26 protein-coding genes, 2 tRNA genes and 1 pseudogene are annotated in these 24879 nt (G+C 72.6%); 13 read left to right on the top strand and 16 right to left on the bottom strand.

What is annotated here, in order from left to right; all coding sequences use genetic code 11:
* Nucleotides 1-115: 115 nt before the first annotated feature.
* Nucleotides 116-964, top strand: a complete 849-nt coding sequence (locus tag NH2_RS16545) for a cyclase family protein (RefSeq protein ID WP_245650610.1) — start codon at nucleotides 116-118, stop codon at nucleotides 962-964.
* Nucleotides 965-1059: 95 nt separating this feature from the next.
* Here the strand turns inward: NH2_RS16545 and NH2_RS16540 are convergent, their stop codons facing one another.
* From NH2_RS16540 to NH2_RS16530, 3 genes are all read right to left on the bottom strand, one after another.
* Nucleotides 1060-2613: an FAD-binding oxidoreductase gene (locus NH2_RS16540; protein WP_067654507.1), complete on the bottom strand. Its 1554-nt coding sequence runs from the start codon at nucleotides 2611-2613 to the stop codon at nucleotides 1060-1062.
* Nucleotides 2614-2706: 93 nt separating this feature from the next.
* Complete coding sequence (locus NH2_RS16535) at nucleotides 2707-3714, bottom strand: anti-sigma factor (RefSeq protein ID WP_067654505.1); 1008 nt, start codon at nucleotides 3712-3714, stop codon at nucleotides 2707-2709.
* A 79-nt stretch (nucleotides 3715-3793) separates the two neighbouring features.
* Complete coding sequence (locus NH2_RS16530; protein WP_245650642.1) at nucleotides 3794-4390, bottom strand: fasciclin domain-containing protein; 597 nt, start codon at nucleotides 4388-4390, stop codon at nucleotides 3794-3796.
* Here NH2_RS16530 and NH2_RS29855 point away from each other — a divergent pair.
* Nucleotides 4317-4505 carry a hypothetical protein gene (locus tag NH2_RS29855; RefSeq protein ID WP_245650654.1) on the top strand — a complete coding sequence of 63 codons (189 nt, stop codon included), beginning with the start codon at nucleotides 4317-4319 and terminating at the stop codon, nucleotides 4503-4505. The two genes, NH2_RS16530 and NH2_RS29855, sit on opposite strands and share 74 nt — an antisense overlap.
* A 235-nt stretch (nucleotides 4506-4740) precedes the next feature.
* The gene (locus NH2_RS16525; protein WP_067654502.1) at nucleotides 4741-5496 is read left to right on the top strand and encodes a hypothetical protein; all 756 of its coding nucleotides are present in this window, start codon (nucleotides 4741-4743) and stop codon (nucleotides 5494-5496) included.
* Between the two features lie 113 nt (nucleotides 5497-5609).
* Here NH2_RS16525 and NH2_RS16520 read toward each other — a convergent pair.
* Nucleotides 5610-5686, bottom strand: a tRNA-Pro gene (locus NH2_RS16520).
* Between the two features lie 32 nt (nucleotides 5687-5718).
* Nucleotides 5719-5792: transfer RNA gene (locus NH2_RS16515), tRNA-Gly, on the bottom strand.
* A gap of 706 nt (nucleotides 5793-6498) precedes the next feature.
* Here NH2_RS16515 and NH2_RS16510 point away from each other — a divergent pair.
* Nucleotides 6499-7452, top strand: a complete 954-nt coding sequence (locus tag NH2_RS16510; protein WP_067654501.1) for a GGDEF domain-containing protein — start codon at nucleotides 6499-6501, stop codon at nucleotides 7450-7452.
* On the opposite strand, the gene NH2_RS16505 is transcribed toward NH2_RS16510, so the two are convergent.
* The gene (locus NH2_RS16505) at nucleotides 7449-8249 is read right to left on the bottom strand and encodes an Fpg/Nei family DNA glycosylase (protein WP_067654499.1); all 801 of its coding nucleotides are present in this window, start codon (nucleotides 8247-8249) and stop codon (nucleotides 7449-7451) included. The two genes, NH2_RS16510 and NH2_RS16505, sit on opposite strands and share 4 nt — an antisense overlap.
* A 4-nt stretch (nucleotides 8250-8253) precedes the next feature.
* Nucleotides 8254-8727 (bottom strand): ribose-5-phosphate isomerase, encoded by a 474-nt coding sequence (locus NH2_RS16500; RefSeq protein ID WP_067654497.1) that lies wholly within the window; start codon nucleotides 8725-8727, stop codon nucleotides 8254-8256.
* 75 nt (nucleotides 8728-8802) lie between these two features.
* Between NH2_RS16500 and NH2_RS28845 the strand changes: the two are divergent.
* Nucleotides 8803-9762 (top strand): annotated as a pseudogene (locus NH2_RS28845) (M48 family metallopeptidase); the annotation flags it as partial.
* Nucleotides 9763-10149: 387 nt separating this feature from the next.
* Here the strand turns inward: NH2_RS28845 and NH2_RS16490 are convergent.
* Entirely contained in the window at nucleotides 10150-10779 is a 630-nt protein-coding gene (locus NH2_RS16490; RefSeq protein WP_067654495.1) for a DsbA family protein, read from the bottom strand.
* A 176-nt stretch (nucleotides 10780-10955) separates the two neighbouring features.
* On the opposite strand from NH2_RS16490, the gene NH2_RS16485 reads away from it, so the two are divergent.
* The 4 genes from NH2_RS16485 (at nucleotide 10956) to NH2_RS16470 (ending at nucleotide 14389) form a co-directional block, all read left to right on the top strand.
* Entirely contained in the window at nucleotides 10956-12191 is a 1236-nt protein-coding gene (locus NH2_RS16485; RefSeq protein ID WP_067655688.1) for an NAD(P)/FAD-dependent oxidoreductase, read from the top strand.
* An 83-nt stretch (nucleotides 12192-12274) separates the two neighbouring features.
* Nucleotides 12275-12670 carry a YciI family protein gene (locus NH2_RS16480; protein ID WP_218021713.1) on the top strand — a complete coding sequence of 132 codons (396 nt, stop codon included), beginning with the start codon at nucleotides 12275-12277 and terminating at the stop codon, nucleotides 12668-12670.
* A 16-nt stretch (nucleotides 12671-12686) separates the two neighbouring features.
* On the top strand, nucleotides 12687-13910 hold the full coding sequence (locus tag NH2_RS16475; RefSeq protein WP_245650609.1) for an RNA polymerase sigma factor: 1224 nt from the start codon (nucleotides 12687-12689) through the stop codon (nucleotides 13908-13910).
* Complete coding sequence (locus NH2_RS16470; RefSeq protein ID WP_067654492.1) at nucleotides 13907-14389, top strand: NUDIX hydrolase; 483 nt, start codon at nucleotides 13907-13909, stop codon at nucleotides 14387-14389. Before NH2_RS16475 ends, NH2_RS16470 begins: the two co-directional genes overlap by 4 nt.
* 37 nt (nucleotides 14390-14426) lie before the next feature.
* Here NH2_RS16470 and NH2_RS16465 read toward each other — a convergent pair whose 3' ends face one another.
* The gene (locus NH2_RS16465) at nucleotides 14427-15266 is read right to left on the bottom strand and encodes a phosphoribosylaminoimidazolesuccinocarboxamide synthase (protein WP_067654490.1); all 840 of its coding nucleotides are present in this window, start codon (nucleotides 15264-15266) and stop codon (nucleotides 14427-14429) included.
* A 99-nt stretch (nucleotides 15267-15365) separates the two neighbouring features.
* Here NH2_RS16465 and pepN point away from each other — a divergent pair, with 99 nt between their 5' ends.
* A complete protein-coding gene (gene pepN, locus NH2_RS16460) occupies nucleotides 15366-17948 on the top strand; it encodes an aminopeptidase N (RefSeq protein ID WP_067654488.1) in 2583 nt (860 codons plus the stop codon).
* An 82-nt stretch (nucleotides 17949-18030) separates the two neighbouring features.
* Here pepN and NH2_RS16455 read toward each other — a convergent pair whose 3' ends face one another.
* The 4 genes from NH2_RS16455 to NH2_RS16440 are packed head-to-tail and all read right to left on the bottom strand — an operon-like array spanning nucleotide 18031 to nucleotide 20816.
* Entirely contained in the window at nucleotides 18031-18495 is a 465-nt protein-coding gene (locus tag NH2_RS16455; RefSeq protein WP_067654486.1) for a DUF5130 family protein, read from the bottom strand.
* A complete protein-coding gene (gene ctaJ / locus NH2_RS16450) occupies nucleotides 18482-18730 on the bottom strand; it encodes an aa3-type cytochrome oxidase subunit CtaJ (RefSeq protein WP_067654484.1) in 249 nt (82 codons plus the stop codon). Before ctaJ ends, NH2_RS16455 begins: the two co-directional genes overlap by 14 nt.
* A gap of 49 nt (nucleotides 18731-18779) precedes the next feature.
* Complete coding sequence (locus NH2_RS16445; protein ID WP_067654482.1) at nucleotides 18780-20372, bottom strand: glycoside hydrolase family 13 protein; 1593 nt, start codon at nucleotides 20370-20372, stop codon at nucleotides 18780-18782.
* A gap of 39 nt (nucleotides 20373-20411) precedes the next feature.
* A complete protein-coding gene (locus NH2_RS16440) occupies nucleotides 20412-20816 on the bottom strand; it encodes a globin (RefSeq protein WP_067654480.1) in 405 nt (134 codons plus the stop codon).
* Nucleotides 20817-21058: 242 nt separating this feature from the next.
* On the opposite strand from NH2_RS16440, the gene NH2_RS16435 reads away from it, so the two are divergent.
* Nucleotides 21059-21763, top strand: a complete 705-nt coding sequence (locus tag NH2_RS16435) for an HNH endonuclease (protein ID WP_245650607.1) — start codon at nucleotides 21059-21061, stop codon at nucleotides 21761-21763.
* A gap of 27 nt (nucleotides 21764-21790) precedes the next feature.
* On the opposite strand, the gene NH2_RS16430 is transcribed toward NH2_RS16435, so the two are convergent.
* A complete protein-coding gene (locus NH2_RS16430; RefSeq protein ID WP_245650606.1) occupies nucleotides 21791-22354 on the bottom strand; it encodes a helix-turn-helix domain-containing protein in 564 nt (187 codons plus the stop codon).
* A gap of 66 nt (nucleotides 22355-22420) precedes the next feature.
* Here NH2_RS16430 and NH2_RS16425 point away from each other — a divergent pair, with 66 nt between their 5' ends.
* Together NH2_RS16425 and NH2_RS16420 are read left to right on the top strand one after the other, a co-directional pair.
* Complete coding sequence (locus tag NH2_RS16425) at nucleotides 22421-23125, top strand: AzlC family ABC transporter permease (protein WP_067654474.1); 705 nt, start codon at nucleotides 22421-22423, stop codon at nucleotides 23123-23125.
* 103 nt (nucleotides 23126-23228) lie between these two features.
* Nucleotides 23229-23519 carry an AzlD domain-containing protein gene (locus tag NH2_RS16420; protein ID WP_067654472.1) on the top strand — a complete coding sequence of 97 codons (291 nt, stop codon included), beginning with the start codon at nucleotides 23229-23231 and terminating at the stop codon, nucleotides 23517-23519.
* Between the two features lie 213 nt (nucleotides 23520-23732).
* Here NH2_RS16420 and NH2_RS16415 read toward each other — a convergent pair whose 3' ends face one another.
* Together NH2_RS16415 and NH2_RS16410 are read right to left on the bottom strand one after the other, a co-directional pair.
* Nucleotides 23733-24401, bottom strand: a complete 669-nt coding sequence (locus NH2_RS16415; RefSeq protein ID WP_067654470.1) for a DUF8185 domain-containing protein — start codon at nucleotides 24399-24401, stop codon at nucleotides 23733-23735.
* 4 nt (nucleotides 24402-24405) lie between these two features.
* Nucleotides 24406-24867, bottom strand: coding sequence for an acyl-CoA thioesterase (locus NH2_RS16410; protein ID WP_067654468.1), 462 nt, complete (start codon nucleotides 24865-24867; stop codon nucleotides 24406-24408).
* Nucleotides 24868-24879 lie beyond the last annotated feature (12 nt).

Raw genomic sequence — 24879 nt, 5'->3', positions numbered from 1 at the left:
GCGGCATGAGTTCGGTGTCGCGGTCCCGGGGCCGCTGATGTGCGCGCCCCGCATCGTCCGGTTCGCGCACGACGTGGCGCGGGGAAATCGCCGCTCCGCGGCGGGGGTGCCTCGAGTGGGCCTCGCCGGTGCGGCCGGCTCCGTCGACAGCGGTCGCACCGCTGGGCAGCCGGGCGAGCCGAAGGCGGGCGTTCCGCGCAGGCGAGCACTGCTCGGCGCGGGGCTCGCGGCCTTCGGCGCGGCCACCGTCGCCGCCGCCGGACCAGCCGCTGCCGGATCCGGCGGGGTGCTCGACCTGACCCACCCGCTCGGCCCCGACCTGCCCGTATGGCCGGGTAACCCGCCCTTCGTCAGCGTCCCGGTGGCGACCTACGAACGCGGCGGCTTCGCCCAGAACGCCATCGCCTCCTGGGAGCACATCGGCACGCACGTCGACGCCCCGCTGCACCGCGACCCCCGCGGCATCGGCGTCGACTTGATCGCCCCCGAAGACCTGGTGGCCCCGCTCGTGGTGCTCGACATCCGCGCCCGGGTCGGCGCCGACCCCGACGCCGCGGTGACCGTCGCCGACATCGACGCCTGGCGCGCCGCGCACGGCGAGATCCCCGAACGCGCTTTCGTCGCCGCGCTCACCGGCTGGGAATCCCGGCTGGCCGAGCCCGCCGCCTTCCTCAATCTGGACGCCACCGGCACCCAGCGCACCCCCGGCTGGACCCCCGAGGCCGCCGCCCACCTCATCACCGAGTGCGGCGCCGTCGGCTTCGGCATCGACACCCTCAGCCTCGATCGCGGGGCGGCGCGGGACAGCCCCGCGCACACCGCAATCCTCGGCAGCGGCCGCTACGGCGTGGAGATGCTGGCCGATCTGGCCGCGGCACCGGCGGCGGGCGCGACCGTCGTCGTCGGCGCGCCCAAGCACACCGGCGGCACCGGCGGCCCCGCTCGGGTACTCGCGCTCACCTGACGGGCGTCGGTCCCGCCTGGCTGGCGCGGGCGATCACATTTCCGCCGGTCCGGAGCGCGGGACGCGGGCGGCCACACCCCGCCGGTCGCGCGGGGTCACGACCAGTCCGGCCGCCCGATGGAGAGCGCGTGCTGCCACACCCCCGCCGGGTCGTACCGCTGCTTGACCTCGAGCAGCCGCGGGTAGTTCGCGCCGTAGTACAGCGCGTACCACGGCACCCCCGCCGTGTTCCAGCGCGGATCGGCGAGGTCGGGGTCGGGGTAGTTGATGTAGCTGCCACCGTCCACCGGCACCCCGCCGGACCCCGCGTACACCTCGCGGTACATCTCCCGCGCCCAGCCGAGGAACCGCTCGTCGTCACCCGGCATCCGCCACGCCGCGTGGATGAGCATCGTCATCATGCTGTCCCTGGCCGGAAAGGCGGTCGCCTCCGGCGCCACGGCATTGATCGCCCCGCCGAACGGCAGGAACTCCAGCTGCGATTCACCGACCACCCCGGGGTTGCCGACGTGCCGGTACAGCGCCTGCAACTGCTCGGTGTCGTACGCCTTCCGCAGGTACGCGGCCTTCACCTTGACGCGCGGGTACGCCGCGCCCTCTGGGTAGTAGACCTTCGACACCGTGTCCGCGTAGGAACTGCGCTCGATCGGCTGCACCACCGCCCCCGGCGTCACCCCCGCGGTGATGGCCGCGACGAATTCGTCCACCCGGGCCCGCGCGTCCGGCGCGTCGGCGTCGAAGAACATCAGCACCTCGGCGCTGGCCACCACGTCGGTGCGGAAATTCAGCGGGGCGTAGAGCCCGGCGAAAGGGTCGCCGGGGGCGCGGTGCTGCTCGTGGAAGGCCAGGTAGTTGCCGAGGAAGCGGACGAACGACTCCTCGGTGGTGACCGGGAGCAGCAGCCGCCCGTGCAGCATGCCACCGGGCGAGCGGGGCAGCGCCCGGGCCGGGTCGGCGCCGTCGGAGCCGGGAGATCGGAAGAGGTAGCGGGTGACGATGCCGAAATTGCCGCCGCCACCGCCGGTGTGCGCCCACCAGAGGTCGCGGTGCTCCCCGTCCCTGGTGGCGAGGACCAGGCTCGCAGTGCCGTCGGCGTTCGCGGTGACCACCTCGACCCCGTACAGGTGGTCGGCGACCAGCCCGCGGCTGCGCGAGAGCGGCCCGTACCCGCCGCCGCAGGCCAGCCCGCCGATCCCGACCCCGAGGCAGATGCCCGCGGGCAGCGTGACATTCCACGGGTGCAGCGCCTGGTAGACCGCGCTGAGCTCGGCGCCGGGACCGACCGAGAAGGCGCCGTGCCCGGCGTCCCAGCCGATGCCGGTGAGCTTGCTCAGGTCGATGAGCGAGCGGGTGCGGTCGTTGTCGACGAAGTCGTCGAAGCAGTGCCCGCCGGAGCGGACGCCGAGCGTGAGCCCCTCGCCGAGCGAGCGCTCCACCGCCAGCCGCACCTGCTCGGCATCGCTCGGCAGGAAGATCCTCGCGGGCCGCGCGGTGAACCGGCGGTTGTAGCCGCGCATGGTCAGCGGCAGGTAGCGCGGGTCGCCCGCGCCGAGCACCTCCGGCTCGGCCGCCGCGACCGGGATGCCGACCGACGTCGCCACTCCCCCGAGCGCCATCGCCCCCAGGAACTGTCGACGGGTTACCGCCATCTTCTCCCCTGCCGTCGCTGCCAGCTGGACAACGCGACACGCTAGCCCAAGGGTGCGGCGACGGTCCGGAATCCGCGCCGACACGGGGGTTGTTCAGGCCAGCGGAATGCGGACCAGCGGAGTACCGGTCGGCTGCGCGGAGCCGTGGCCCGGTTCGATGGTCACCGCCAGCGCGTCACCGGTCCCGGTGCGCAGCACCACGTTCGAGCCGGGGGTCGGGGCGTGCTCCATCACCCCCACCGAGCGCGGCGTGCCGTCCGCGCCGAGCAGCCACATCTGGTAGCAGTGGCCCCGCGGCGGCTCCGGGAGCGCCGCGAAGGAGACGGTGGCGGCGCCGAGCCGGGCCGACGAGGTCACCGTGAGGGTGCCGCCCGCCGGCAGCTCGGCAGCGCTGCCCTTGACGTCGGGCTGGTCGAGGACGGTGTCGGCCCGCAGGGCGGCCGGCGGGCCCGGTTCGCGCTGCTGCAGGAGGATCGCGGCGCCGATCCCGGCCAGCACCGCCAGTGCGGCGGCGGCGATCGGGAAGAGTTTCGAGGAGCCCGGCCGCTGTGCCCGGGGCGGGCGCGCGGTGCCGCTGGACGCGGCCGGGACGTCGCGCCGCTGCCGCCACCGAGCGCCACCGAGGCGCCGCGCGAGATCGCGTCGCCCGCCAGCGCGAACGCAACTCGCCGTCGTCGCGGGCACGACCGCGTCCGGCGGGCGGCCGCTCATCGACCCAGGTGGGCGGGTGCCGCCACCTGCCTGCCCGGTCAGGCGGACGTCGGCGGCTACCGCTCCGGACGGCCCGGCACCGGCGGCCGGCCGCTCCACCGCGCCGACGGAGAGGTTCACGGTGCGCACGGCAGCGCTCATCGCGGCGTCGATGGCACGCAGCACCGCGTACTCCAGATGCGCGGGCGGCCGCCGCGAGTCGAGCGCGGACAGCACCGCCATGGTCTCGCGCACCCCGCGCACCAGCGCGGAGAACTCGGCCGCGGTTGCCGCGTCGGCGCCGCGCACCCGATCATCGATGTGCCTGCGCTCGATCTCGGCGACCGCGTCGAGCGCGTACGGGTACGCCAGCTCGAGGAGGTCCGGCCGAGCCGGCTCCTGATCGCTCATCGGGACTCCAGTCGTCCGGTACAACCACGACCGGGAAGCACGGGCCGATCCGACCTGTGCTTCCCGGCGTTCGCCTTGATCAGGCAGGCGGCATGAGCACGGTGTCGATCAGGTAGACCGTGGCGTTGGCGGTCTGCACGCCACCACAGATCACCCCGGCATCGTTCACCTTCAGGTTGGCCGGGGTCCCGGTGACGGTCACCGGCTGCCCCTCGACCGTGGTGTGCGTGCCGACGATCGCGTCCGGCCCCACCTGGGTGGGCACCACGTGGTAGGTGAGGATCTTGGTCAGCGTCGCCGAGTCGGTCTTCAGCGACTCGATGGTGGCCGGGTCGATCTTGGCGAAGGCCGAGTCGACCGGCGCGAACACCGTGAACTGCCCGCCGTTCAGCGTGTCCACCAGGTTCACCTGCGGGTTCAGCTGCCCGGAGACCGCCTGCACCAGGGTCGTGAGCATCGGGTTGTTCGAGGCGGCGGTGGCGACCGGGTCCTGCGCCATGCCCTCCACCGAGCCCGCGCCGCTCGGCACCTGCGCGGCGTACTCCGCGCACCCCGGGCCGACCGGGTTCGAGCCCGCGTTCATCGCGCCCGAGGTGGTGGTCATGGCCGAGGAGGAGCTAGCCGACGTCGACGTCGAAGACGCCGAATCCGAGGAGTCGTCCGAGCAGGCCGTCATCCCCAGCACCGCGGCCGTCAGCATCGACGCGACCAGTACCGTTCGTTGCTTCGTTCGGATCATCGTCATCCACATCTTTCGGGACGGCCCGAACACCGAGCCGTGCATTGATTGATGCACGGAGTTCGCGCTACCAGCCAGGATGGATGGGTTTCTCCCGAAATTCCCGGCGATTCTTCACAAATCGATGCACAGACGACGCATGACGACGCACCCCTCCCCCCTCGAATTCGTGGCCGGGGCCCGCCCGGATCGGCCGCTCTCGACCGAGCGGTATCGGGAATTCGATGGATACCGGCCGCGCACCGCGCCGCACACCATGGGTTCGGGACCGCACCGGGAGGACGTCCATGGGACCAGAGATCGTCGTCGGCCTGCTGATCGCCTGGGCGGCGGGCCGGGACCGGCGCCTGGCCCCCGCCGGATTCACCGGCGAAGCCATCGATCTCGCCATGGACCGGGTGCACGCCGTCGTCGTCGCCCGGCTCGGCGGCGGCGAGGCGGTCGAGCGGCTGCTGGTCGAGGCGGGCACCGAGCGCGGCGCCGTCACCGCACGCACCAGGGCCGATGCCATCCGCTCCATCGCCGACACCCTCCGCACCGACCCGGCCTTCGCCGCCGCCGTGCACACCGCCGCAGGCACCCCCGCCGCCCCCACCCCCGGCCTGCGCACCCGCCTCCTCGCCTACGCCCGCACCCACCCCGCCGCGACCGCCGCCGTGGTGGCCACCGCCATCGTCCTGGTAGCCGGATTCATCGGCCTGATCAGCGGCGACGACCTCCCGGCCACCGAATCGTCACCCCCTGCCACCGCGAGCGGCCCCGCGAGCACCGGCAGGGCGGGCCCCGAGGCCCTGGTCGGCACCTGGACGCCCTCCGACGGCACCGCCCCCAAGATCTTCACCGCCAATGGCGGCACCTGCACCGGCTTCGGCGCCGCCACCACCTGCACGCTCGCCGGCGCCCCCGATTCCGCGGGGCGGTACGCGCTCGTCGTTCGGCAGCCCGCCGAGAGTGCGCGCTACGGACTGGAATTCGTCGCCGCCGATCACCTGGTGGTCTACGACGCTGCCGGAGCCCGGTTATACGACCTGGACCGCGCCTGATCCCCTGCCGGTCCGGCAAAGCGAAGGAAGCCCCCGCGATGCGGAGGCTTCCAGGTCGAATACCTTGACCGATCCGCTCACCCTTGCGGCCAAGGGTTCGAGTAGACCTGTCATGGTCGGGGTGACAGGATTTGAACCTGCGACCCTCCGCTCCCAAAGCGGATGCGCTACCAAGCTGCGCCACACCCCGTGACCTCGGGCGGCGCCGAGGGATCCGTCCCGTGGAGCGGGTGACGGGAATCGAACCCGCACCATCAGCTTGGAAGGCTGAGGTTCTACCATTGAACTACACCCGCAGGCATACGACATCAATGGGATCGCCACGATGTCGTGTGCGAAGCGACTGTACCGAACGGCGGACCGCTTGCGCCAATCACCAAGGCGAGGCCGGCGCGGCAGGGGGGTTGACGGGCGGTCCGGCATCGGGCGAGTTCCGAAAAATAAACAGCAGTATGTTCCGTGAAATCGCGGCGCTTTCGGGCAATGCGAGCAAACATGGAGGCACGACCCGATCCGGCGGCGCCGGAGAGGGTCGGCCAGCATTGTCGCCAGCGTGATCGTCAGGGGAAGCATGGGGAGTTCCGCGCACGTCGCCGTGGGCGGAGCCCGGCGCGCGCGCCCCGTGCGGCCGGGGGCGCGGGCGAACTCCGCGCATCCGGGGGCGGCGGGGCGTGGGCCGCCCGGGGGCGACGAGCACGTGCCGCCTGCCCGCGATTCGAGCAGTGAACAAAACGCTCCGAAGGTCACGCGGAGGTCACGGCGGTGTCATACTCCTCCCATCGCCATCGCGCGGCGCCGAGAACCCCGACAACCATTGTCAAGTGGCGTTTTTCGATGCCGGGTGGCTTGCTAGGATCCTTTTTGCCGGACGGGGGTATCTGGAAAGGGGGCGGTGAGCGTGCACCGAACTCGGTGGACCCGACCGCATAGCAGTGGGCTCTATCGGGGTGACGCGGGTACCCGCGGCACGGGCTTCCACGTCACCCGTCGCCGGTGATCTCGATGTCGTCCTTCGAGCCACCGGTCACCGTCATGGCCAGGGCATGGGCGCAGGCGATCTGCGCGGAGCCGGGGTCGAGCACGACGGTGCAGCACGCGGAACCCAAGCTGGCGGAGATCATTCGGCGGCTGCTGTACCTGGCGGGGTCGGAGCCGTTCCCGGTCAAGGAGGCGCGCAGGCTCGGCGCCATGCTGGCCGAGGAGCCGTTCGAGCGCACCCGCATGCTCGCGCAGGCCACCCGCTGGCTGCTCGGCTTCCCGTCGGGCACACCGGGTTCCCTGGTCGCGACGCGCTGGCCACTGGTCGCCAGCCAGGCCATCGACAGCTACGCGGAGACGCTACAGAATCGCGCGCTGGAGAAGGAGAAGGAGAAGCAGGAGGCCAAGACCTCGCAGCGGGTGCGCGAGATCGCGGCGCTGCAGCACCGGCTGCGGTACGAGGCGACGCACGACGCATTGACCGATCTCGCCAATCGCACCCTGCTATTGGACCGGGTCCGGGCCATCGCCGCCGATCGCAGCAAGGGCATCGGCGTGCTCGTGGTGGACCTGGATCGCTTCAAGCAGATCAACGACGGCTACGGCCACGCGGTCGGCGACGAGGTGCTGGTCGAGCTCTCCCGCAGGCTGCGCGAGGTGAGCACCCCGGAGATGATCATCTGCCGGTACGGCGGCGACGAATTCGTGCTCGCGGGCAGCGTCTCGCCGTCCGCGCTCACCGAGCTCGCGACGGTGATCGTCGGCGCGCTGCGCGAACCGGTGTGGTCCAGCGTCGGGCCGGTGCCGGTCTCGGCGAGCGTCGGCACCGCCTACAACCTGCCCGGCACCCCGTGCGACTTCACCGAGCTGCTGAGCCGCGCCGACGGCGCCATGTACTCGGCGAAGACCGCGGGCGGGCGGCGCTACGCCCCGGCGGAGTCCGGGGAGACCGACATCGACACGGCGGTCGCGGGCTAGCCGGGCTGACAGACCGGGCACCAGAACAGATTTCGCGCCTCCAGCACGGCGTGCCGGATGGGCGTCGCGCAGATCCGGCAGGGCTCGCCCTGCCTGCGGTAGACGTAGGTGCGCGGCCGGTCCGGGCCATAGGCGGGGGCGCCGTGGTCGTCCTCGGGGCGGATGACGACGATCATGCCGACCCGCACCCCGACCCGCATGAGCGCAACCAGATCCGCCCACATGGCCGCCCACTCCGCCGCGCCCAGCTCGGCGCCGGGGCGGAAGGGCGAGACGCCGTGCCGGAAGAGCAGCTCCGCCCGGTAGATATTGCCGATCCCGGCGACCACCTTCTGATCCATCAACAGCGCGCCGATCGGCCTGCGCGAGCGGCGCATCCGGTCCAGCGCGCGGGCCGGGTCGGCGCCGCGGCGCAGCGGGTCGGGGCCGAGCCGGTCGGCGAGCGCGGCGACCTCGGCCCGGTTCAGCACCTCGCAGGCGGTGGGGCCGCGCAGGTCCGTGCCGAAACCGGCGGCGCCGACCAGCCGCATCCGCACCTGGCCGGTCGGCTCGCCCATCGGCACCGGCAGTTCGGTGAAGACGCCGTACAACCCCAGGTGCACGTGCACGGCGAGCCCGGACTCGTAGTGGTGCAGCAGGTGCTTGCCGTACGCCTCGGCGCGGGTCAGCACCTGGCCGTCGACCAGCGCGGCACCGGCGGCGAAGCGGCCCTGCGGGCTGCTGACCCGCACCGGCGCACCGGCATAGCGCGTCCGGTGCAGCTTCGCGAGCCGGTGCAGGGTGTGCCCCTCCGGCACGGGGTCAGGAGGCGGGCAGCGCCGGCGGAACGCCGGTCTTCTCGTACTCGGCCAGGATGTCGATCCGGCGCTGGTGCCGCTCCTCGTCCGACCACGGGGTGCTGACGAAGGCGTCCACGATGGCCAGCGCCTCCTCGGCCGAGTGCATGCGGCCGCCGATGCCGATGAGCTGGGCGTTGTTGTGCTGGCGGGCGAGCTGCGCGGTCTCGACGCTCCAGGCGAGGGCGCAGCGCGCGCCCGGCACCTTGTTCGCGGCGATCTGCTCGCCGTTGCCGCTGCCGCCGAAGACCAGGCCGAGGCTGCCCGGGTCGGCGACGGTGCGGCGGGCCGCCTCGATGCAGAACGCGGGGTAGTCGTCGAGCGCGTCGTACTCCAGCGCGCCGCAGTCGACGACCTCGTGCCCCGCCTGCTCCAGGTGGGCCTTGACAGTGTTCTTCAGCTCGAAGCCGGCATGGTCGGCACCCAGGTATACGCGCATGGCAGCGATTGTGTCAGGCGCATTTCCGGGGCCGCACGGGGGCGGGTTCCGCCGATTCTGCCTAGAGTTCTCCCCATGCAGCCGTACCATCCGCCGCCGTCCGCGCCCGCGCCGCGCGGGCTCTCCCCCTTCGGCCTCCCCGCCCGGCACACCTGGGAGATTCCGCTGCTGGTCGTGGTGATCGTGGTGACCGTCATCGGGTACCTGATCGCGCTGGCGGTGCTGGTAGCGGGCAGCGTCAACCAGTACGTGCTGCTGATCGCGGGGGCACCGATCCTGGTGTGGTTCGGCCGCGGCGTGAACTACGCCTCGCAGCGGGTCGGCGCGGTGAAGATGTCGCCGACCCAGTTCCCCGAGGGCTACCGGTTGGTGCAGGAGGCGGCGGCGCGGTTCGGGATGAAGCAGGCGCCGGAGGCGTACGTGCTGCTCGGCAACGGCCAGATCAATGCCTTCGCCTCCGGGCACGGGTTCCGGCGGTACGTGGTGGTGTACAGCGACCTGTTCGAGATCGGCGGCGAGGCGCGGGAACCGGACGGGCTCGCCTTCATCATCGGCCACGAGGTGGGGCACATCGCGGCCGGGCACGTCTCCTACTGGCGGCAGCTCGGCATGTTCCTCGTACCGTTCCTCCCGCTGCTCGGCTCGGCGCTGATCCGCGCGCAGGAGTACACCGCGGACAACCACGGCTATTGCAACCGGCACACCGGCGCGGCCGGCGCCATGGGCACGCTCGGCGCGGGCAAGTACCTGAACTCGTCGGTGCGGTTCGACGAGATGGCGGACCGGGCCGCCTCGGAGCGGGCCTTCTTCATCTGGCTGGTGAACGCGCTCTCCTCGCACCCGGTGCTGACCTGGCGGATGTGGGCGCTGCGGGATCGGAGCAGGCACGGGAAGTTGTTCTGGTGGCCGTCGGCGGCGGTGCCGCACGCACCGGGGTTCCCGCCGCCGTACCGGGCGGTGCCGCTGGACAAGGCGGACGGGGCGCCGGGGGCTCCCGGGCCGTACGACACCGGCGCACAACCGGCGCAGCCGTACGGGCAGCGACCGTACGGGCCGGGGAATCCCTACGGCGGCGCGCCGGGCGGAGGTCCGTCCGGCTCCGCGTACGGCGTGGGGCCGTCGTGGAGCGCCGTACCGCAGGCCGCGCCGCAGTGGGGCCCCGCCGGCGCACCGCATCCGGGAGCTCCCGGCGGCACACCGCCTCCAGGCTCCGGCGGCACACCGCCTCCATGGGCTCCCGGGAGCGCGCCGCCTCCAGGGGCTCCGGGCGGCGCGCCGCCTCCGGCCGCACCGCCCGGAGCTACCGGTGCGGCAGCGCAGTGGGCCCCTGGTGCGCCCTCGAACGCCGCCGAGCCGCCCGCCCCCGGCACCACGGACGACGCCGGGCCCGGCGGACCGAACCCGGCGAACTAGCACCGCGGCTCAGTCGAACTCGGGCCCCTCGTGCCTGGTCCGCTTGAGCTCGAAGAAGTGCGGGTAGGAGGCGAGCGCGACGGCGCCGTCCCAGACCTTGCCCGCGTCCTCGCCGCGCGGGATGCGGGAGAGCACCGGGCCGAAGAAGGCGACGCCGTTGATGTGGATGGTCGGCGTGCCGACGTCGTCGCCGACCTTGTCCATACCCGCGTGGTGGCTGGCGCGCAGCGCCTCGTCGTACTCGGTGCTCTCGGCCGCGGCGGCGAGTTCGGCGGGCAGCCCGAGCTCGGCGAGCGCGTCCGCGATCACGGCGGCGAGGGACTCCTCGGGGGTGGGCCGCTCGTACTCCTCCTTGCGCTGGTGGATTCGGGTGCCGAGCGCGGTGTAGAGGTCGGGCAGGATCTCGTCGCCGTGCTTCTGCGCGGCGGCGATCGCCACCCGGACCGGGCCCCAGGCGCTCTTCATCATCTCGCGGTACTCGTCGGGCAGGTCCTTGCCCTCGTTCAGCACGGCCAGGCTCATGACGTGGAATCGGGCGTCGATATCGCGCACCTGCTCCACCTCGAGGATCCAGCGCGAGGTGATCCAGCACCAGGGGCACAGCGGGTCGAACCAGAAGTCGGCTACATCCTTGCTCACGGTCGGGGTCCTTCCACAGCCTCGGTCGCGGTGGCGCGCGCCACCCTTCTCTCGGAGCAACCGCCCCGGCCGCCGAATCGTTCCCGAACCGCACCGCGATTCCGAGCTCGCGGGCGACCGGCGGCGCTAGGGTGGGCGAGGTCGCCGCCAGGCCCTTCCACCGTGAGGAGTCCGTCATGACCTCGGATCGCCGCTTCATCGTCGTCGGTGCCGGACTCGGCGGCGCCGGCGTTGCGAAAGCATTGCGGGACAACGACTTCGATGGGCTGATCACGGTGATCGGAGCCGAGGAGCACCTGCCCTACGAGCGCCCGCCGCTCTCCAAGGAGCACCTGGCGGGCGACAAGCCGTTCGCCGAGTTCACCGTGGCGCCCGCGGCCTGGTACCGCGACCACCACGTCGAGCTCCTGCTCGGCACCGAGGTCAAGGCCATCGACCCGGCGGCGCACACCGTCACCCTGCCGGACGGGTCCACGCTGACCTACGACAAGCTCGCGCTCGCCACCGGCTCCCGCCCGCGCACCCTCGATCTGCCCGGCGCGGACGCCCCCAACGTCTACACCCTGCGCACCATCGACGACTCCGACACGCTGCGCGAACTCTTCGGCGGCGGCACCCGCAGGCTGGCGGTGATCGGCGCGGGCTGGATCGGGCTGGAGGTGGCGGCCGCGGCGCGCGCCGCGGGCGTCGCGGTGGCCGTGGTGGAGAACGCGGAGCAGCCCCTGCTCGGCGTACTCGGCCCGGAGATGGGCGCGGTCTTCGCCGAGCTGCACCGCGAACACGACGTCGACCTGCGGCTGAACACCGGCGTCGCGGAGATCACCACCAGCAAGGCGGGCGCGGCCCACGTCGCCACCGGGCTGCGGCTGGACGACGGCGAGGAGATCGAGGCCGACGCCGTGCTGATCGCGGTCGGCGCCGCCCCGGAGATCTCGCTGGCCGAGGCCGCCGGGCTCGACACCGAGCGGGGCGTCCTGGTCGACGAGCACCTGCGCACCAGCGACCCGGATATCGTCGCGGTCGGCGATATCGCCGAGCAGCAGCACCCGGTGCTGGGCGGACGGATCCGGGTGGAGCACTGGGCCACCGCGCTGAACCAGCCGGTGGTCGCGGCCGGGACCATGCTCGACCGGGAGGCGAGCTACGAACGGATCCCCTACTTCTTCACTGACCAGTACGACCTCGGGATGGAGTACACCGGCTACGTGCCGCGCGGCGCCGCCGAGCGGGTGGTGGTTCGGGGTTCCACCGCGGCCAGGGAGTTCGTCGCCTTCTGGCTGGACGGCGAGAACCGGGTGCTCGCCGGCATGAACGTCAATGTCTGGGACGTCACCGACCGGATTCGCGAGCTGGTCGCCGCGGGCGAGCCGGTCGACCCGGAGCGGCTGGCCGACACCTCCGCCGAGCTGTAAGGCGGAACTGTGTCGAGCGGGCGCGGTCGGCTCCGACCATGCTGTGAGCGCGCCCGCCGGGCGCCCGCACCGAGGAGCATCCCGTGAAATACATGCTGTTGAAGTCGCACGCCACCGCCGCCTACTGCGACACCCCGCTGGCCGAGTGGGAGCCCGCCGATATCGCCGCGCACATCGACTTCCAGCGCACGCTGGCCGCGCAGCTCGCCGCCGCGGGGGAGCTGGTCGACGCGCAGGGGCTGGCCGGGCCGGACCAGGCGCTGGTGGTGCACGCCGACGGCCGCACCGCGCCGGTGGTCACCGACGGGCCGTTCCCGGAGACCAAGGAGTTCCTCGCCGGTTTCCTGCTGGTCGACGTGGCGAGCCGGGAGCGGGCGGTGGAGATCGCGGCGCGGATGTCGGCGGCGCCGGGCCCGGGTGGCGCGCCGATGGGCGAGTACATCGAGGTGCGGGCCGTGATGTCCGCGCCGCCGCGGTGAGGGACGGGCTGCCGCGGTGAGAGACGGGCTGCCGCCCGAGGTCGAACTGCTGCTGCGCGAGCTGGCCCCGCAGGTGCTCGGGGTGCTCGCCCGGCGCTCCGGCGATTTCGGCGCCGCCGAGGACGCGGTGCAGGAGGCGCTGATCGCCGCCGCCACCCAGTGGCCTGCCGACGGGCTGCCGGAGAACCCGCGCGGCTGGCTGCTGCGGGTGGCGCAGCGGCGGCTCACCGACACGGTGCGCGCCGAGGTGGCGCGGCGCAGGCGCGAGGAGGCCGTCTTCGACCTGGCGGTCACCGACGCCGAGGTGCCCGCCCGCGACGACACCCTCGCCATGTACGTGCTCTGCTGCCACCCGGCGCTGCCGGAGGCGGCGGCGGTCGCGCTCACGCTCCGCGCCGTCGGCGGGCTGGAGACCAGGGCGATCGCCGCCGCGTTCCTGGTACCGGAGGCGACCATGGCGCAGCGCATCGCGCGCGCCAAGAAGAAGCTCGCCGGGCTGTCCTTCGTCCGCCCGGACCCTGCGGCCTGGCGGCAGCGGCTGGAGCCGGTGCTGCGGGTGCTGTACGTGATCTTCACCGAGGGTCACACCGCCAGCGCGGGCGCCGAGCTGCACCGCGCGGATCTGGCCGCCGAGTCGATCCGGCTGACCCGCGCACTGCACCGGCTGCTGCCGGACGACCCCGAGGTCACCGGGTTGCTGGCCCTGCTGCTGCTCACCGATGCCAGGCGGGGTGCGCGCACCGGGCCGCACGGCGAGCTGATCCCGCTGGCCGAGCAGGACCGCGCGCGCTGGGATCGCGCCATGATCGGCGAGGGCGTCCGGCTGGCGACCGCGGCGATCCGGGCGGGGCTGGACGGGCCGTACCGGATCCAGGCGGCGGTGGCGGCGCTGCACGCGCAGGCGCTGCGGGTCGCGGAGACCGATTGGGCGGGGATTCTCGCGCTCTACACCGCACTGGACCGGGTGGCGCCGAGCCCGGTGGTCACGTTGAACCGGGCGGTGGCGGTGGCCATGGTGCACGGCCCGGCCGCCGGGCTGGCGGCGACCGAGGGGCTCGAACCGGCCTTCGCCACCAGCCACCGGCTGGATGCCGTGCGCGGGCACCTGCGCGAACTCGCGGGCGACACCGCGCGTGCCGTCGCGCACTACGACGCGGCAGCGGCGGCCAGCACCAGCACACCGGAGCGCGACTACCTCACCTTGCGCGCCGCCCGGCTGCGGCATACTGCTGGACCGTGAGCGAAACCTTCAGCGCGGGCGTGCTGCTGTACCGGGAGTCGGGGCCGGTCGCCGAGGTGCTGCTCGGGCACATGGGCGGGCCCTTCTGGGCGAAGAAGGACGCGAGCGCCTGGACCCTGCCCAAGGGTGAGTACGACCCGGAGGCGGAGGACGCGGAGGTCGCCGCCGCGCGGGAGTTCACCGAGGAGCTGGGGCTTCCGGTGCCGGCGGGGGAATGGGTGCCGCTCGGCGCGGTGCGGTACCGCAGCGGGCGCACCTACAAGAACCTCGCGGCTTGGGCGGTGCGCGGCGAGCTGGACCCGGCGGCGATCGTGCCCGGCACCTTCGACCTGGAGTGGCCGCCGCGCTCCGGGACGATCACCGCGTTCCCCGAGCTGGACCGGGTCGAGTGGTTCGACCTGGCGGCCGCGCGGGAGAAACTCGGGTCCGGGCCGCGGCCCTTCCTCGACCGGCTCGCGCAGCACCTCGGCGACGGCTGAGCCCGCGAGACCCGGGATTCGCCCGGCTACGGCCCGCTCAGACCGGGACGCCCGCCCAGGTGCGGCCGGTCACCAGCTCGTATGCCTGCACGTACCTGGCCCGCGTCGCCTCGACGATGTCGGCCGGAATCTGCGGCCCCGGCGGCTCTTTGTCCCAGCCGGTCGAGGTGGCCCAGTCCCGCACGAACTGCTTGTCGAAGGAGCGCTGCGGGCGCCCCGGCTCCCACTCGTCGGCGGGCCAGAAGCGGGAGGAGTCCGAGGTCAGCACCTCGTCGCCGAGGGTGAGCACGGCACCGTCCCAGCCGAACTCGACCTTGGTGTCGGCCACGATCACCCCGCGCTCGGCGGCGTGCGCGGCGCCGCGGGCGTAGATGTCGAGGGTGCGGTCGCGCAGCAGCTCGGCCACCTCGCGGCCCTCCTGGTCCACCACCTCGGCGAAGGTCAGGAACTCGTCGTGCCCGGTGTCGGAGATCTTGGTGGTCGGGGTGAAGATCGGCTCCGGCAGCTTGTCGCCCTCGCGCAGCCCGGGGGGCAGCTTCACCCCGGACACCGCGCCGTCGCGCTGGTACTCGCGCAGCCCCATGCCGACCAGGTAGCCGCGGGCGATGCACTCGACCTGCACCATGCGCAGCGGCTTGACCCGGATGGCGCGCCCGGCGAACTCGGCGGGCACGTCGGTGGTGGAGAGCACGTGGTTCGGAATGTCGCCGAAGAACTCGAACCACCAGTTCGAGAGCTGCGTGAGCAGTGCGCCCTTCTCCGGGATCGGGGTGGGCAGGGACACGTCGTAGACCGAGACCCGGTCGGAGGCGACGAGCACCAGGGTGTCGCCGTCGGAGTACAGGTCGCGGACCTTGCCTGCGTGCACGTGCTTCACTCGGACCTCCGTCGCAGGTTGATGACCCCACCATATTTCGTAGGGTGAAAGCTACAGACCGTGGCATCGTTGCCGTCATCCGAACCCCGAAGGAGCACTGTGTCCGCACCCAACCTGACCCGCGACCAGGCGATCGAGCGCGCCGCGGTGGTGCAGGTCGAGAACTACCGCATCGACCTCGATCTGACCGACGGCGCGGGCAAACCGGGTGAGGGAACCTTCCGCTCCCGCACCGCGATCACCTTCACCGCTACCCCGGGTGCGAGCACCTTCGTCGACATCGTGGCCCGCGGCGTCGGCTCCGCGGTGCTGAACGGCGCCCAGCTCGACGTGAGCGGCTACGACGAGGCCACCGGCATCGCGCTCACCGACCTGGCCGAGCGCAACGAGCTGGTGGTCGAGGCCGACTGCGAGTACTCGCACACCGGCGAGGGGCTGCACCGCTTCGTCGACCCCGCCGACGGCGGCGTCTACCTGTACTCGCAGTTCGAGACGGCCGACGCCAAGCGCATGTTCGCCTGCTTCGACCAGCCCGACCTCAAGGCCACCTTCGACGTCACCGTCACCGCCCCCACCGACTGGCAGGTCATCTCCAACGGCGCGGCCGCCGCCAGGGAGAGCGCCGCGCCGGGCACCCACGTCTTCGCCACCACCCCGCGCATGAGCACCTACCTGGTGGCGCTGATCGCCGGGCCGTACGCGCAGTGGACCGATGCCTACACCGACGAGCACGGCACCATCCCGCTCGGCATCTACTGCCGCGCCTCGCTGTCGGACTTCATGGACGCCGAGCGGCTCTTCACCGAGACCAAGCAGGGTTTCGCTTTCTACCACAAGAACTTCGGCGTGCCGTACGCCTTCGGCAAGTACGACCAGCTCTTCGTGCCGGAGTTCAACGCGGGCGCCATGGAGAACGCCGGCGCCGTCACCTTCCTGGAGGACTACGTCTTCCGCTCCAAGGTGACCCGGGCCTCCTACGAGCGCCGCGCCGAGACCGTGCTGCACGAGATGGCGCACATGTGGTTCGGCGACCTGGTCACCATGAAGTGGTGGGACGACCTGTGGCTGAACGAGTCGTTCGCCACCTTCGCCTCGGTGCTCTGCCAGGCCGAGGCGACCGAGTACACCAGTGCCTGGACCACCTTCGCCAATGTCGAGAAGTCCTGGGCCTACCGGCAGGACCAGCTGCCCTCGACGCACCCGATCGCCGCCGACATCCCGGACCTGGCCGCGGTGGAGGTGAACTTCGACGGCATCACCTACGCCAAGGGCGCCAGCGTGCTCAAGCAGCTCGTCGCCTACGTGGGGCTGGAGCCGTTCCTGGCCGGGCTGCGCGCCTACTTCGCCGACCATGCCTACGGCAATGCCACCTTCGACGACCTGCTCGCCGCGCTGGAGAAGTCCTCGGGACGCGATCTCTCCGACTGGGGCGCGCAGTGGCTCAAGACCACCGGGCTGAATATCCTGCGCCCGGAGTTCGAGGTGGGCGACGACGGCGCCTTCACCTCGTTCGCGGTGGTGCAGGAGGGCGCCGCGCCGGGCGCGGGCGAGCAGCGGGTGCACCGGCTCGCCATCGGCGTCTACGACGAGCAGGACGGCAAGCTGGTCCGGAGCACCCGGATCGAGCTGGACCTGGAGGCGGCGGAGCGCACCGAGGTGCCGCAGCTCGTCGGGGTGCCGCGCGGGAAGTTCGTGCTGGTCAACGATGACGACCTGACCTACTGCTCGGTCCGGCTCGACCCGGATTCGCTGGACGTGCTGGTCAATCGGATCGCCGATATCGCCGAGCCGCTGCCGCGCACGCTGGCCTGGTCGGCGGCCTGGGAGATGACCAGGCAGGCCGAGTTCAAGGCGCGCGACTTCGTGGCGCTGGTGCAGCGCGGAGTCGGCGCGGAGTCCGAGATCGGGGTGGTGCAGCGGCTGCTCATGCAGGCGCACGCGGCGCTGGCCTCCTACACCGAGCCGGAGTGGGCGAGCGACACCGGCTGGCCGGACTTCGCCAACCGGCTGCTCGAGCTGGCGCGCGCGGCCGAGCCGGGCTCGGATCACCAGCTCGCCTTCGTGAACGCGCTGGCCGCGGCGCGGCTCTCGCCCGGGCACACCGAGGTGCTGCGCGAGCTGCTCGACGGCGACCCGGCCGGGGTCGGGCTGCCCGGCCTGCTCGTCGACACCGACCTGCGCTGGCGCATCGTGGCCGCGCTGGCGGCGGCGGGTGAACTCGACGCCGACGGCACCGAGTCGCCCGCCATCGACAAGGAGCTGGCGAACGACCCGACCGCGGCGGGCAAGCGGCAGGCGGCGGCCGCGGCGGCGGCGCGGCCGATCGCCGAGGTGAAGGCGCAGGCGTGGGCGACGGTCATGGAGGACGACACGGTGCCGAACATCACCGCGCGGGCCATTGTCGGCGGGTTCGCCCCGACCGGGCAGGGTGAGCTGGTGGGGCCGTACCTCGATCGGTACTTCAGCGATATCGCCGGGGTGTGGGAGCGGCGCTCGAGTGAGGTCGCGCAGACCGTGGTGGTGGGGCTCTACCCGTCCTGGGTGATCAGCGAGGAGGCGGTCGCCAAGGCGGACGAGTTCCTTGCGGGTGAGCACCCGCCGGCGCTGCGGCGGCTGGTCAGCGAGGGGAAAGCCGGTGTCGAGCGGGCCCTGCGCGCCCGGGCCTTCGACCAGGGGGCGTAGGGAAACGTGTTCGGCGCGGTCCTGCCGGACCGCGCCGAACGCGGAAAGCGCGGGCGCGGCAGCGCCGAAACCTCCGGCAGCGTCAGCGGCCGATGGCCGCGGCCATCACCCGCACGGCGGAGACGAGCCCGTCGATCAGCTGCCCCTGGCGGAACGAGCTGGAGGCGGCGGTGACGCCGAGCTGGCAGACCCGGTCGTTGGCCCGATCCTCGATCTCGTGCCCGGAGCGCACCTCGATGGCGCGGTCGCCGGGCGCGACGGCGATGAGCACCGCGCGCTCGGCGTCGGGGACGGTGGGGAGGAGCGCGTCCGCGCCCGCCGCCGGATCAGCGCCGAGACCACCGATGTAGACGGTGAACCGGACGCCGGTGGCCCTGGTCGCCTCGGTGAGCGCGTTGTCCAGCGCCACCCGCTCGTGGTCGGTGAACGGCGGCTTCCGGAACTCGGTCGCCGGATCGTGCACCCCGGAGACCCGGCCACTGCTGGTCAGCGCGTACCCGTGCGGCAGGTCGGTCTCGACCACCGCGGGCCACTTAGAACTTGCCACTTGCCCGGCCTCCGATCAGTTCCGCGGCGGCACCGTGCCCACCGTGGTGCCCGTGCCCGATCACCTCGTCGGTGGCACTCCACAGCACCGGATCATGCGTCCACGGCTGACCGAGTTCGTAGTGCGCCGGCTTCTCGCCGGGCAGCGGCTTGCCGAGGTACGACAGGCCGGCGATCGCACCGTAGATCACCAGCGGAACGCCGCCGAAAATCAGCACAGTCTCGAGAATGCTCACCGAACAAAGATATCCGATCCTGTGTAGTAGTTCTTCCTCCGACCCACCGTCAGACCAGCCAGGCGGCGGTATCCGGCGGCAGCTCACCGCCCGCGAGCGGACCGCTGGCCAGCAGCAGCTCGCCCGGCGGCAGCGCGATCGGCACGGGTGAGGCGTTCAGCACGCAGGTCAGCCCGCCCGGCCTGCGCACCGCGACGGTGTCCGGCGGGGAGTCCAGCCACTCCAGCCCGTCGGCCGCGAACTCCGGCCTGGTGCGGCGCAGCGCGAGCGCGGCCCGATAGCAAGCGAGGGTGGAATCGGGCTGCGCCAGCTGCGCCTCGACGGTGCGATCGGCCCACGCCGCGGGGATCGGCAACCAGCTCGCCGCGCCGCCGGTGAAGCCGAACGGCGGCGCCGCGCCGGACCAGGGCAGCGGCACCCGGCACCCGTCGCGGCCGCGCTCGGTGTGCCCGGAGCGCTCCCAGACCGGGTCCTGCAACACCTCGTCCGGCAGGTCGTCGACGTTCGGCAGCCCGAGCTCGGCGCCGTTGTAGACGAAGACCACGCCAGGCAGCGCGAGCTCGAGCAGCGCCATCGCCCGGGCCCGCGCGAGCCCGGCCGCCCCGCCGCCGTACCTGGTGACCTCGCGCTCGATGTCGTGGTTGGAGAGCGTCCAGGTGGGGGTTGCCCCGACCGGGCCCACCGCGGCCAGCGAGTTCTCCACCGCGTCCCGGATGTCGGCGGCCTCGAAGGAGGTCTCGGCGAGCCGGAAGTTGAAGGCCAGGTGCAGCTCGTCCGGGCGCACGTACTCGCCGAAGCGGACATTGTCGTCCACCCAGACCTCGCCGATGCTCACCACGCCGGGGTACTCGTCGATCACCTTGCGGATGCGGCGGTGGATGTCGTGCACGCCCGGGTTGTTGAAGCGCGGATCGTTGTCGTCGTGGATGAGCATCTTGGTCTCCACCCTGGCCATGTCCGGCAGCCCGGGCGGCTTCGCCATGCCGTGCGCGACGTCGATCCGGAAGCCGTCGACGCCGCGGTCCAGCCAGAACCGCAGGGTCTGCTCGAAGTCGGCGACGACGTCGGCGTTCTCCCAGTTCAGGTCGGGCTGCTCGGCGGCGAAGATGTGCAGGTACCACTGCCCCGGGGTGCCGTCCGGCTCCACGATCCGGGTCCAGGCCGGGCCGCGGAAGATGCTCGGCCAGTTGTTCGGCGGCTCGGAGCCGTCCGCGCCGCGGCCGTCCCGGAAGATGTAGCGGGCCCGCTCGGGGCTGCCCGGCCCGGCGGCCAGCGCCGCCTCGAACCAGGCGTGCCGGCTGCTGGTGTGGTTCGGCACCAGGTCCATGGTCACCCGGATGCCACGCTCGTGCGCCGCCGCGATCAGCTCGTCCATCGCGGGCAGCCCGCCGAAGAGCGGGTCGATATCGCGCGGGTCGGCCACGTCGTAGCCGCCGTCGGCCATGGGCGAGCGCATGACCGGGCAGATCCAGAGCGCGTCGACCCCGAGCTCCGCCAGGTAGCCGAGGCGCTCCCGGATGCCGCCGAGATCACCGACCCCGTCACCGTCGGAGTCGGCGAACGAGCGCGGGTACACCTGGTAGAAGACGGCCGACTTCCACCAGGGCGTGGACTCTGCGGGGGGAACAGTCACACCCGCCATAGTGCCGAACAATCGGACATCACGCCCGTCGGGCGGTGCTCACCAGGCCGCGTTCATCAGCGAATTCGCGGCCATCTCCAGGTAGTCGAGGAGCTGCTTGCGGTGCTGGTCGTCCAGCACCTCCGGCTCGATCTCCGCGACCGCGGTGCGCATGCAGCGCAACCAGGCGTCCCGCTCGATCGGGCCGATGCTGAACGGCATGTGCCGCATCCGCAGCCGGGGGTGGCCGCGCTCGTCGGAGTAGGTGCGCGGGCCGCCCCAGTACTGCTCCAGGAACATCAGCAGCCTGCGCTCGGCGGGCCCCAGATCCTCCTCCGGGTACATGGGCCGGAGCACCGGGTCGGCGGCCACCTCGCGATAGAAGGTCGCCAGGATCCGCCGGAACGTCTCGGCGCCGCCGATCTCGGAGTAGAACGACGTCGTCGGTTGCTCGCCGGAAGTCATGGGTCCTCTCGGGGCTGGTTCGGATGCGGTGCCGCGGCTCCATTCTGCCGCCTCCCCGGCGACCGCGCCGCCACGGGCCGGGCGCACCGGAAGCGGGTACCCGGCCCCGGGTGATTCAGCCGCCGTTAACCGGAGATTGCGCGAAATCACCGTGCAATCCAGGAGAAACCGTGGTCAACTGGGGGACAATCTCAGCTGAGATAACACATGATCCTGCCAATCATGAAATCGAGGTCCCCCCGATGAAGCAGCGGCACGGCGCCCGGTCCCCCGAGGCGCGTGGGCACCGACAACTCCAGCCCGCCGACGTCCACAGCCGTGGGTCGGGGGCCACTCCGCTGCACATCCTGTCCGAACGATATCCGGGTTCCCATCACCCCACCGGCCACCTGCCGGTCCTGCGATCGGCCCCGCCGCCCGAGGCTCCCAGTTGGTTGAAGCGCCGGGTGTTGCTGCTGAACGCCACCTACGAACCGCTCACCGCGCTCTCCGCCCGGCGCGCCGTCGTCCTGCTCATCTGCGAGAAGGCCGACCCGGTGCACCAGGCCCCGGAGAACCCGGTGGTGCACTCCGCCGAGTCCGCGGTCGCCGTGCCTTCGGTGATCCGGCTGCGCACCTACGTACGCGTCCCCTACCGCGCCCGGGTCCCGATGACCAGGGCCGCGCTCATGCACCGCGACCGCTACCGCTGCGGCTACTGCGGCGGCAAGGCCGAGACCATCGACCACGTGATCCCGCGCAGCCGCGGCGGCGAGCACTCCTGGGAGAACTGCGTGGCCAGCTGCGCGCCGTGCAACCACCGCAAGGCCGACAAGATGCTCAGCGAGCTGGGCTGGGTGCTGCGCGCCCAGCTGGTCTCGCCGAAGGGGCCGCACTGGCGGCTGCTCTCCACCACCGCCGAGCTGGACCCGCAGTGGCTGCAGTATCTCGGCGAGGGCGCCGCCTGACCCGGGCTCGAAGCAACACCGCCCGAGTCAGGTGTACTCGACCACGAGCAGCGCCCAGGTGCCTTGTTCGAGCGCCTCGAAGACGTGCGGGCGGTCGCCCGGGTAGGAGATGTAGTCGCCGGGGGCCAGCTCCACCGGCTCCTCGGTGGGGCCCGCGATCGCACGGCCCGCGGCGAGCAGGATGTGCTCGACCACGCCGGGGATGTGCGGATCGGAGTCGCGGGCGTGGCCCGGCTCGCTGGTGATCCGGAAGAGGTCGCGGCGCGAATTCGCCGGCCCCGCGGCCAGCAGCATCGCCCGGTAGTCGGCCTCGGCCGAGGCGACGACCGGGCCCTCCCCCGCGCGGATCACCTGGACCGCCGGGTGCGGTGGGTCGAGCAGCCGCGGGAACGGCATGTCCAGGGCGACGCAGAGCGCCCACAGGGTCTCCAGGCTCGGGTTCCCCGCGCCGGATTCCAGCTGCGAGAGGGTGGACTTCGCGATGCCGGCGCGGTTCGCGACCTCGCTCAGCGAGAGCCCGGCCCTGGTGCGCTCGCGGCGCAGGGCGGCGGCGATCGCCGCCTGCGGCGGGGCGGGGTCGGGCCTTGTCACGCGCCCAGGAAACCACGGACCGGGCCCCATTGACGAACAGACCGCCGGGCGTTCAGTATAAGAGTCATGCGTTCGATATGGCGAACACTCGTCCCCGATGTGCTGGATCGGGGGACGCTGCGCGGCATCGCCGCGGTGTGTCTCGCGGTCGGTGTCATCGGCGTCTCCTACGGCGCCACCGCGGTGGCGGCCGGGCTGCCCGCCTGGGTGCCGATGCTGCTCTCGGTGCTCGTGCTGGCCGGTGGGTCGGAGTTCCTGTTCGTGGGGATCGTCGGCGCGGGCGGCAGCGTGATCGCCGCGGTGCTGGCCGGGCTGCTGGTGAACACCAGGCACCTGCCGTACGGGCTGGCGGTGCCGGATGTGGTCGGGCGCGGGGCGCGGCGGCTGCTCGGCGTGCACGTCATGAACGACGAGGCGGTCGCGCTCGCGGTGGCGGAATCCGAGCCGGAGCGGCGGCGGGCGGCCTACTGGCTCGGCGGGGTCGGGGTGCTGCTGGCCTGGCCCGCCGGGGCCGCGCTCGGCGCGATCGTCGGCAGTCTGGTGCCGGACACCGCGGCGTTCGGGTTGGATGCGGTGTTCCCCGCCGTACTGCTCGCGCTCATCCTGCCCGCGCTCGCGCGGCGGCGGACGCGGCGGGCGGCGCTCACCGGCGCGGTTCTCGCGGTCGTGAGCACCCCGTTCCTGCCCGCCGGGCTGCCGGTGCTCGTCGCCCTCGCCGGGTTATTGGTGGCGTGGCCGGCTCGCGATGCGCGGGAACCGGCGTCATGCTGACCGCCGAGCGGTCCGCCCGCGCCCCGCGCACGCCAACGACCATGCCGGCCACAGGGCTCCCCGGCCTCGATGCGCGCGAGCAGGCGCCGTGTTGATCGGGGGAATGCTGGCCCTCGCCGCGGGCACCTACGCGCTGCGGGCGGCGGGGCCGGTGCTGCGCGAGCGGGTCCGCTTTCCGGCACGGGCCACCGAACTGCTGGAGATCGCGGCGGTGGTGCTGCTCGCCGCGATGATGGCGACCCAGACCTTCCCGCTCGGCGAGCGGATCGGGCTCGCCCTGCCCTGCGGGGTCGCGGTCGCGGGGGTGCTGGCCTGGCGCAGAGCACCCCTGCTCGTGGTAGTGCCGGCCGCAGCGGGAGTGACCGCCGGGCTGCGGCTGCTCGGCGTCGCCTGACGCTGGCACTCTGTTGACCGCACCGCCCGCGAGCGATGCGCGATTGCCGGGCTCTGCCCCAGAGCCGGTCGGACTTCGGCACACCGCGCACCGTCGTCCGGCGCGGGACCGGGCCCAGGGCGGCAAGCGCACCCGCTCGCCGCCACCCCGCCCGGAACAGCGTCACTGCCGATCGCCGCCGCCCTCGGCGCTCCGGGCGCGACCGGCCCCGGCTCAGTTCGGCAGCAGCGGAATACCGCCACCGTGCCTGCGGGCGACCGATCCGTAGCGGGCGTCGATGCGGAACCAGGTACGGGTACTGCGGACCCGCACGATCTCCTCGGCCGGAATTCGCCGGGCATCCGCCTTGTCCCCGGAGTGCGGAATGAAGTCCATGGCCGTGAGCGCGAAGACCACGCGCATGGGCACCGCGACCTCGGCATCCGCACCGGTGACGGTGAGCACCGGCTGGTCGAGCAGCGAGGCGGGCGGCCCGTGCCCGCTCCCGTGCTCCCTGGCCAGCTCGACCCCGCGCTCGGCCAGCTCGACCAGGGTGCGCGCGGGCACGTCGTCCACGTGCGCCCACCCGTCGCCGGGCGGAAGCGCGCCGCGCCAGGCGGAGTCGAGCGAGTAGCCGAGGTCGATCGGCTGCCCGGTGCCGAGCCCGCTCAGCAGCAGGTCGGCGGAGACGGTCACGTCGTCCAGCGCGAGATCGGCCGAAACGGTCCGTACCGCGAGCGTCTCGAAGCCGGTCGCGGCCCAGGCCGAGACCAGCTCCGGCCCGCGCCTGCGCAGCCGGATCACCGCCGCCGGGTCCAGCCGGGCCGCCCGGTTCGCGAAGGTCGCCAGATTCTCCCGCTCCGCCGGATCCGCGACGTGCAGAACCCGCTGATCCCCGGTCAGCGGCTCACTCCATCCACTCCGCGAGGTAGCCGCGCTCGGCGTCGGTCAGCCGGCGCAGCCGCTGGGTCCGGATATCGAAGGCGGCGATCTGCGTCGTCGCCGTCACCGCCGGGGCGGAGTCCGGCGCTGCGCCCGCCGCCCTGACCTCGTAGCCGATGGTGAAGTCGACCGCCCGCAGCTGAGTGATGTGCATGGCGATATCGAGCGGAGTGTCCTCGTGCCGCAGCTGCCCGCGGTAGCGAACGTGCAGGTCGGCCAGGACGCAGCCCTCCCGCATGGCCGCGGTCGGCCTGCCGTCCTCGAAGAGCCACGGGATCCGCGCCTCCTCCAGCAGCGTGACCATCCTGGCGTGGTTCACGTGCTGGAAGACGTCCATATCGGACCAGCGAATATCCACCTTGGCGTGGAAGCGGAGCTGGAGCGCACCCGCTCCCCGGACACGGTCACGTACGTCGACGCTGGTCACTTCTGATACCTC

The organism is Nocardia harenae NBRC 108248, from assembly GCF_001612885.1.
GTDB lineage: Bacteria > Actinomycetota > Actinomycetes > Mycobacteriales > Mycobacteriaceae > Nocardia > Nocardia harenae.
The sequence above is the reverse complement of the archived record's forward strand: the minus strand, read 5'-3'. Positions and strand labels throughout refer to the sequence as shown.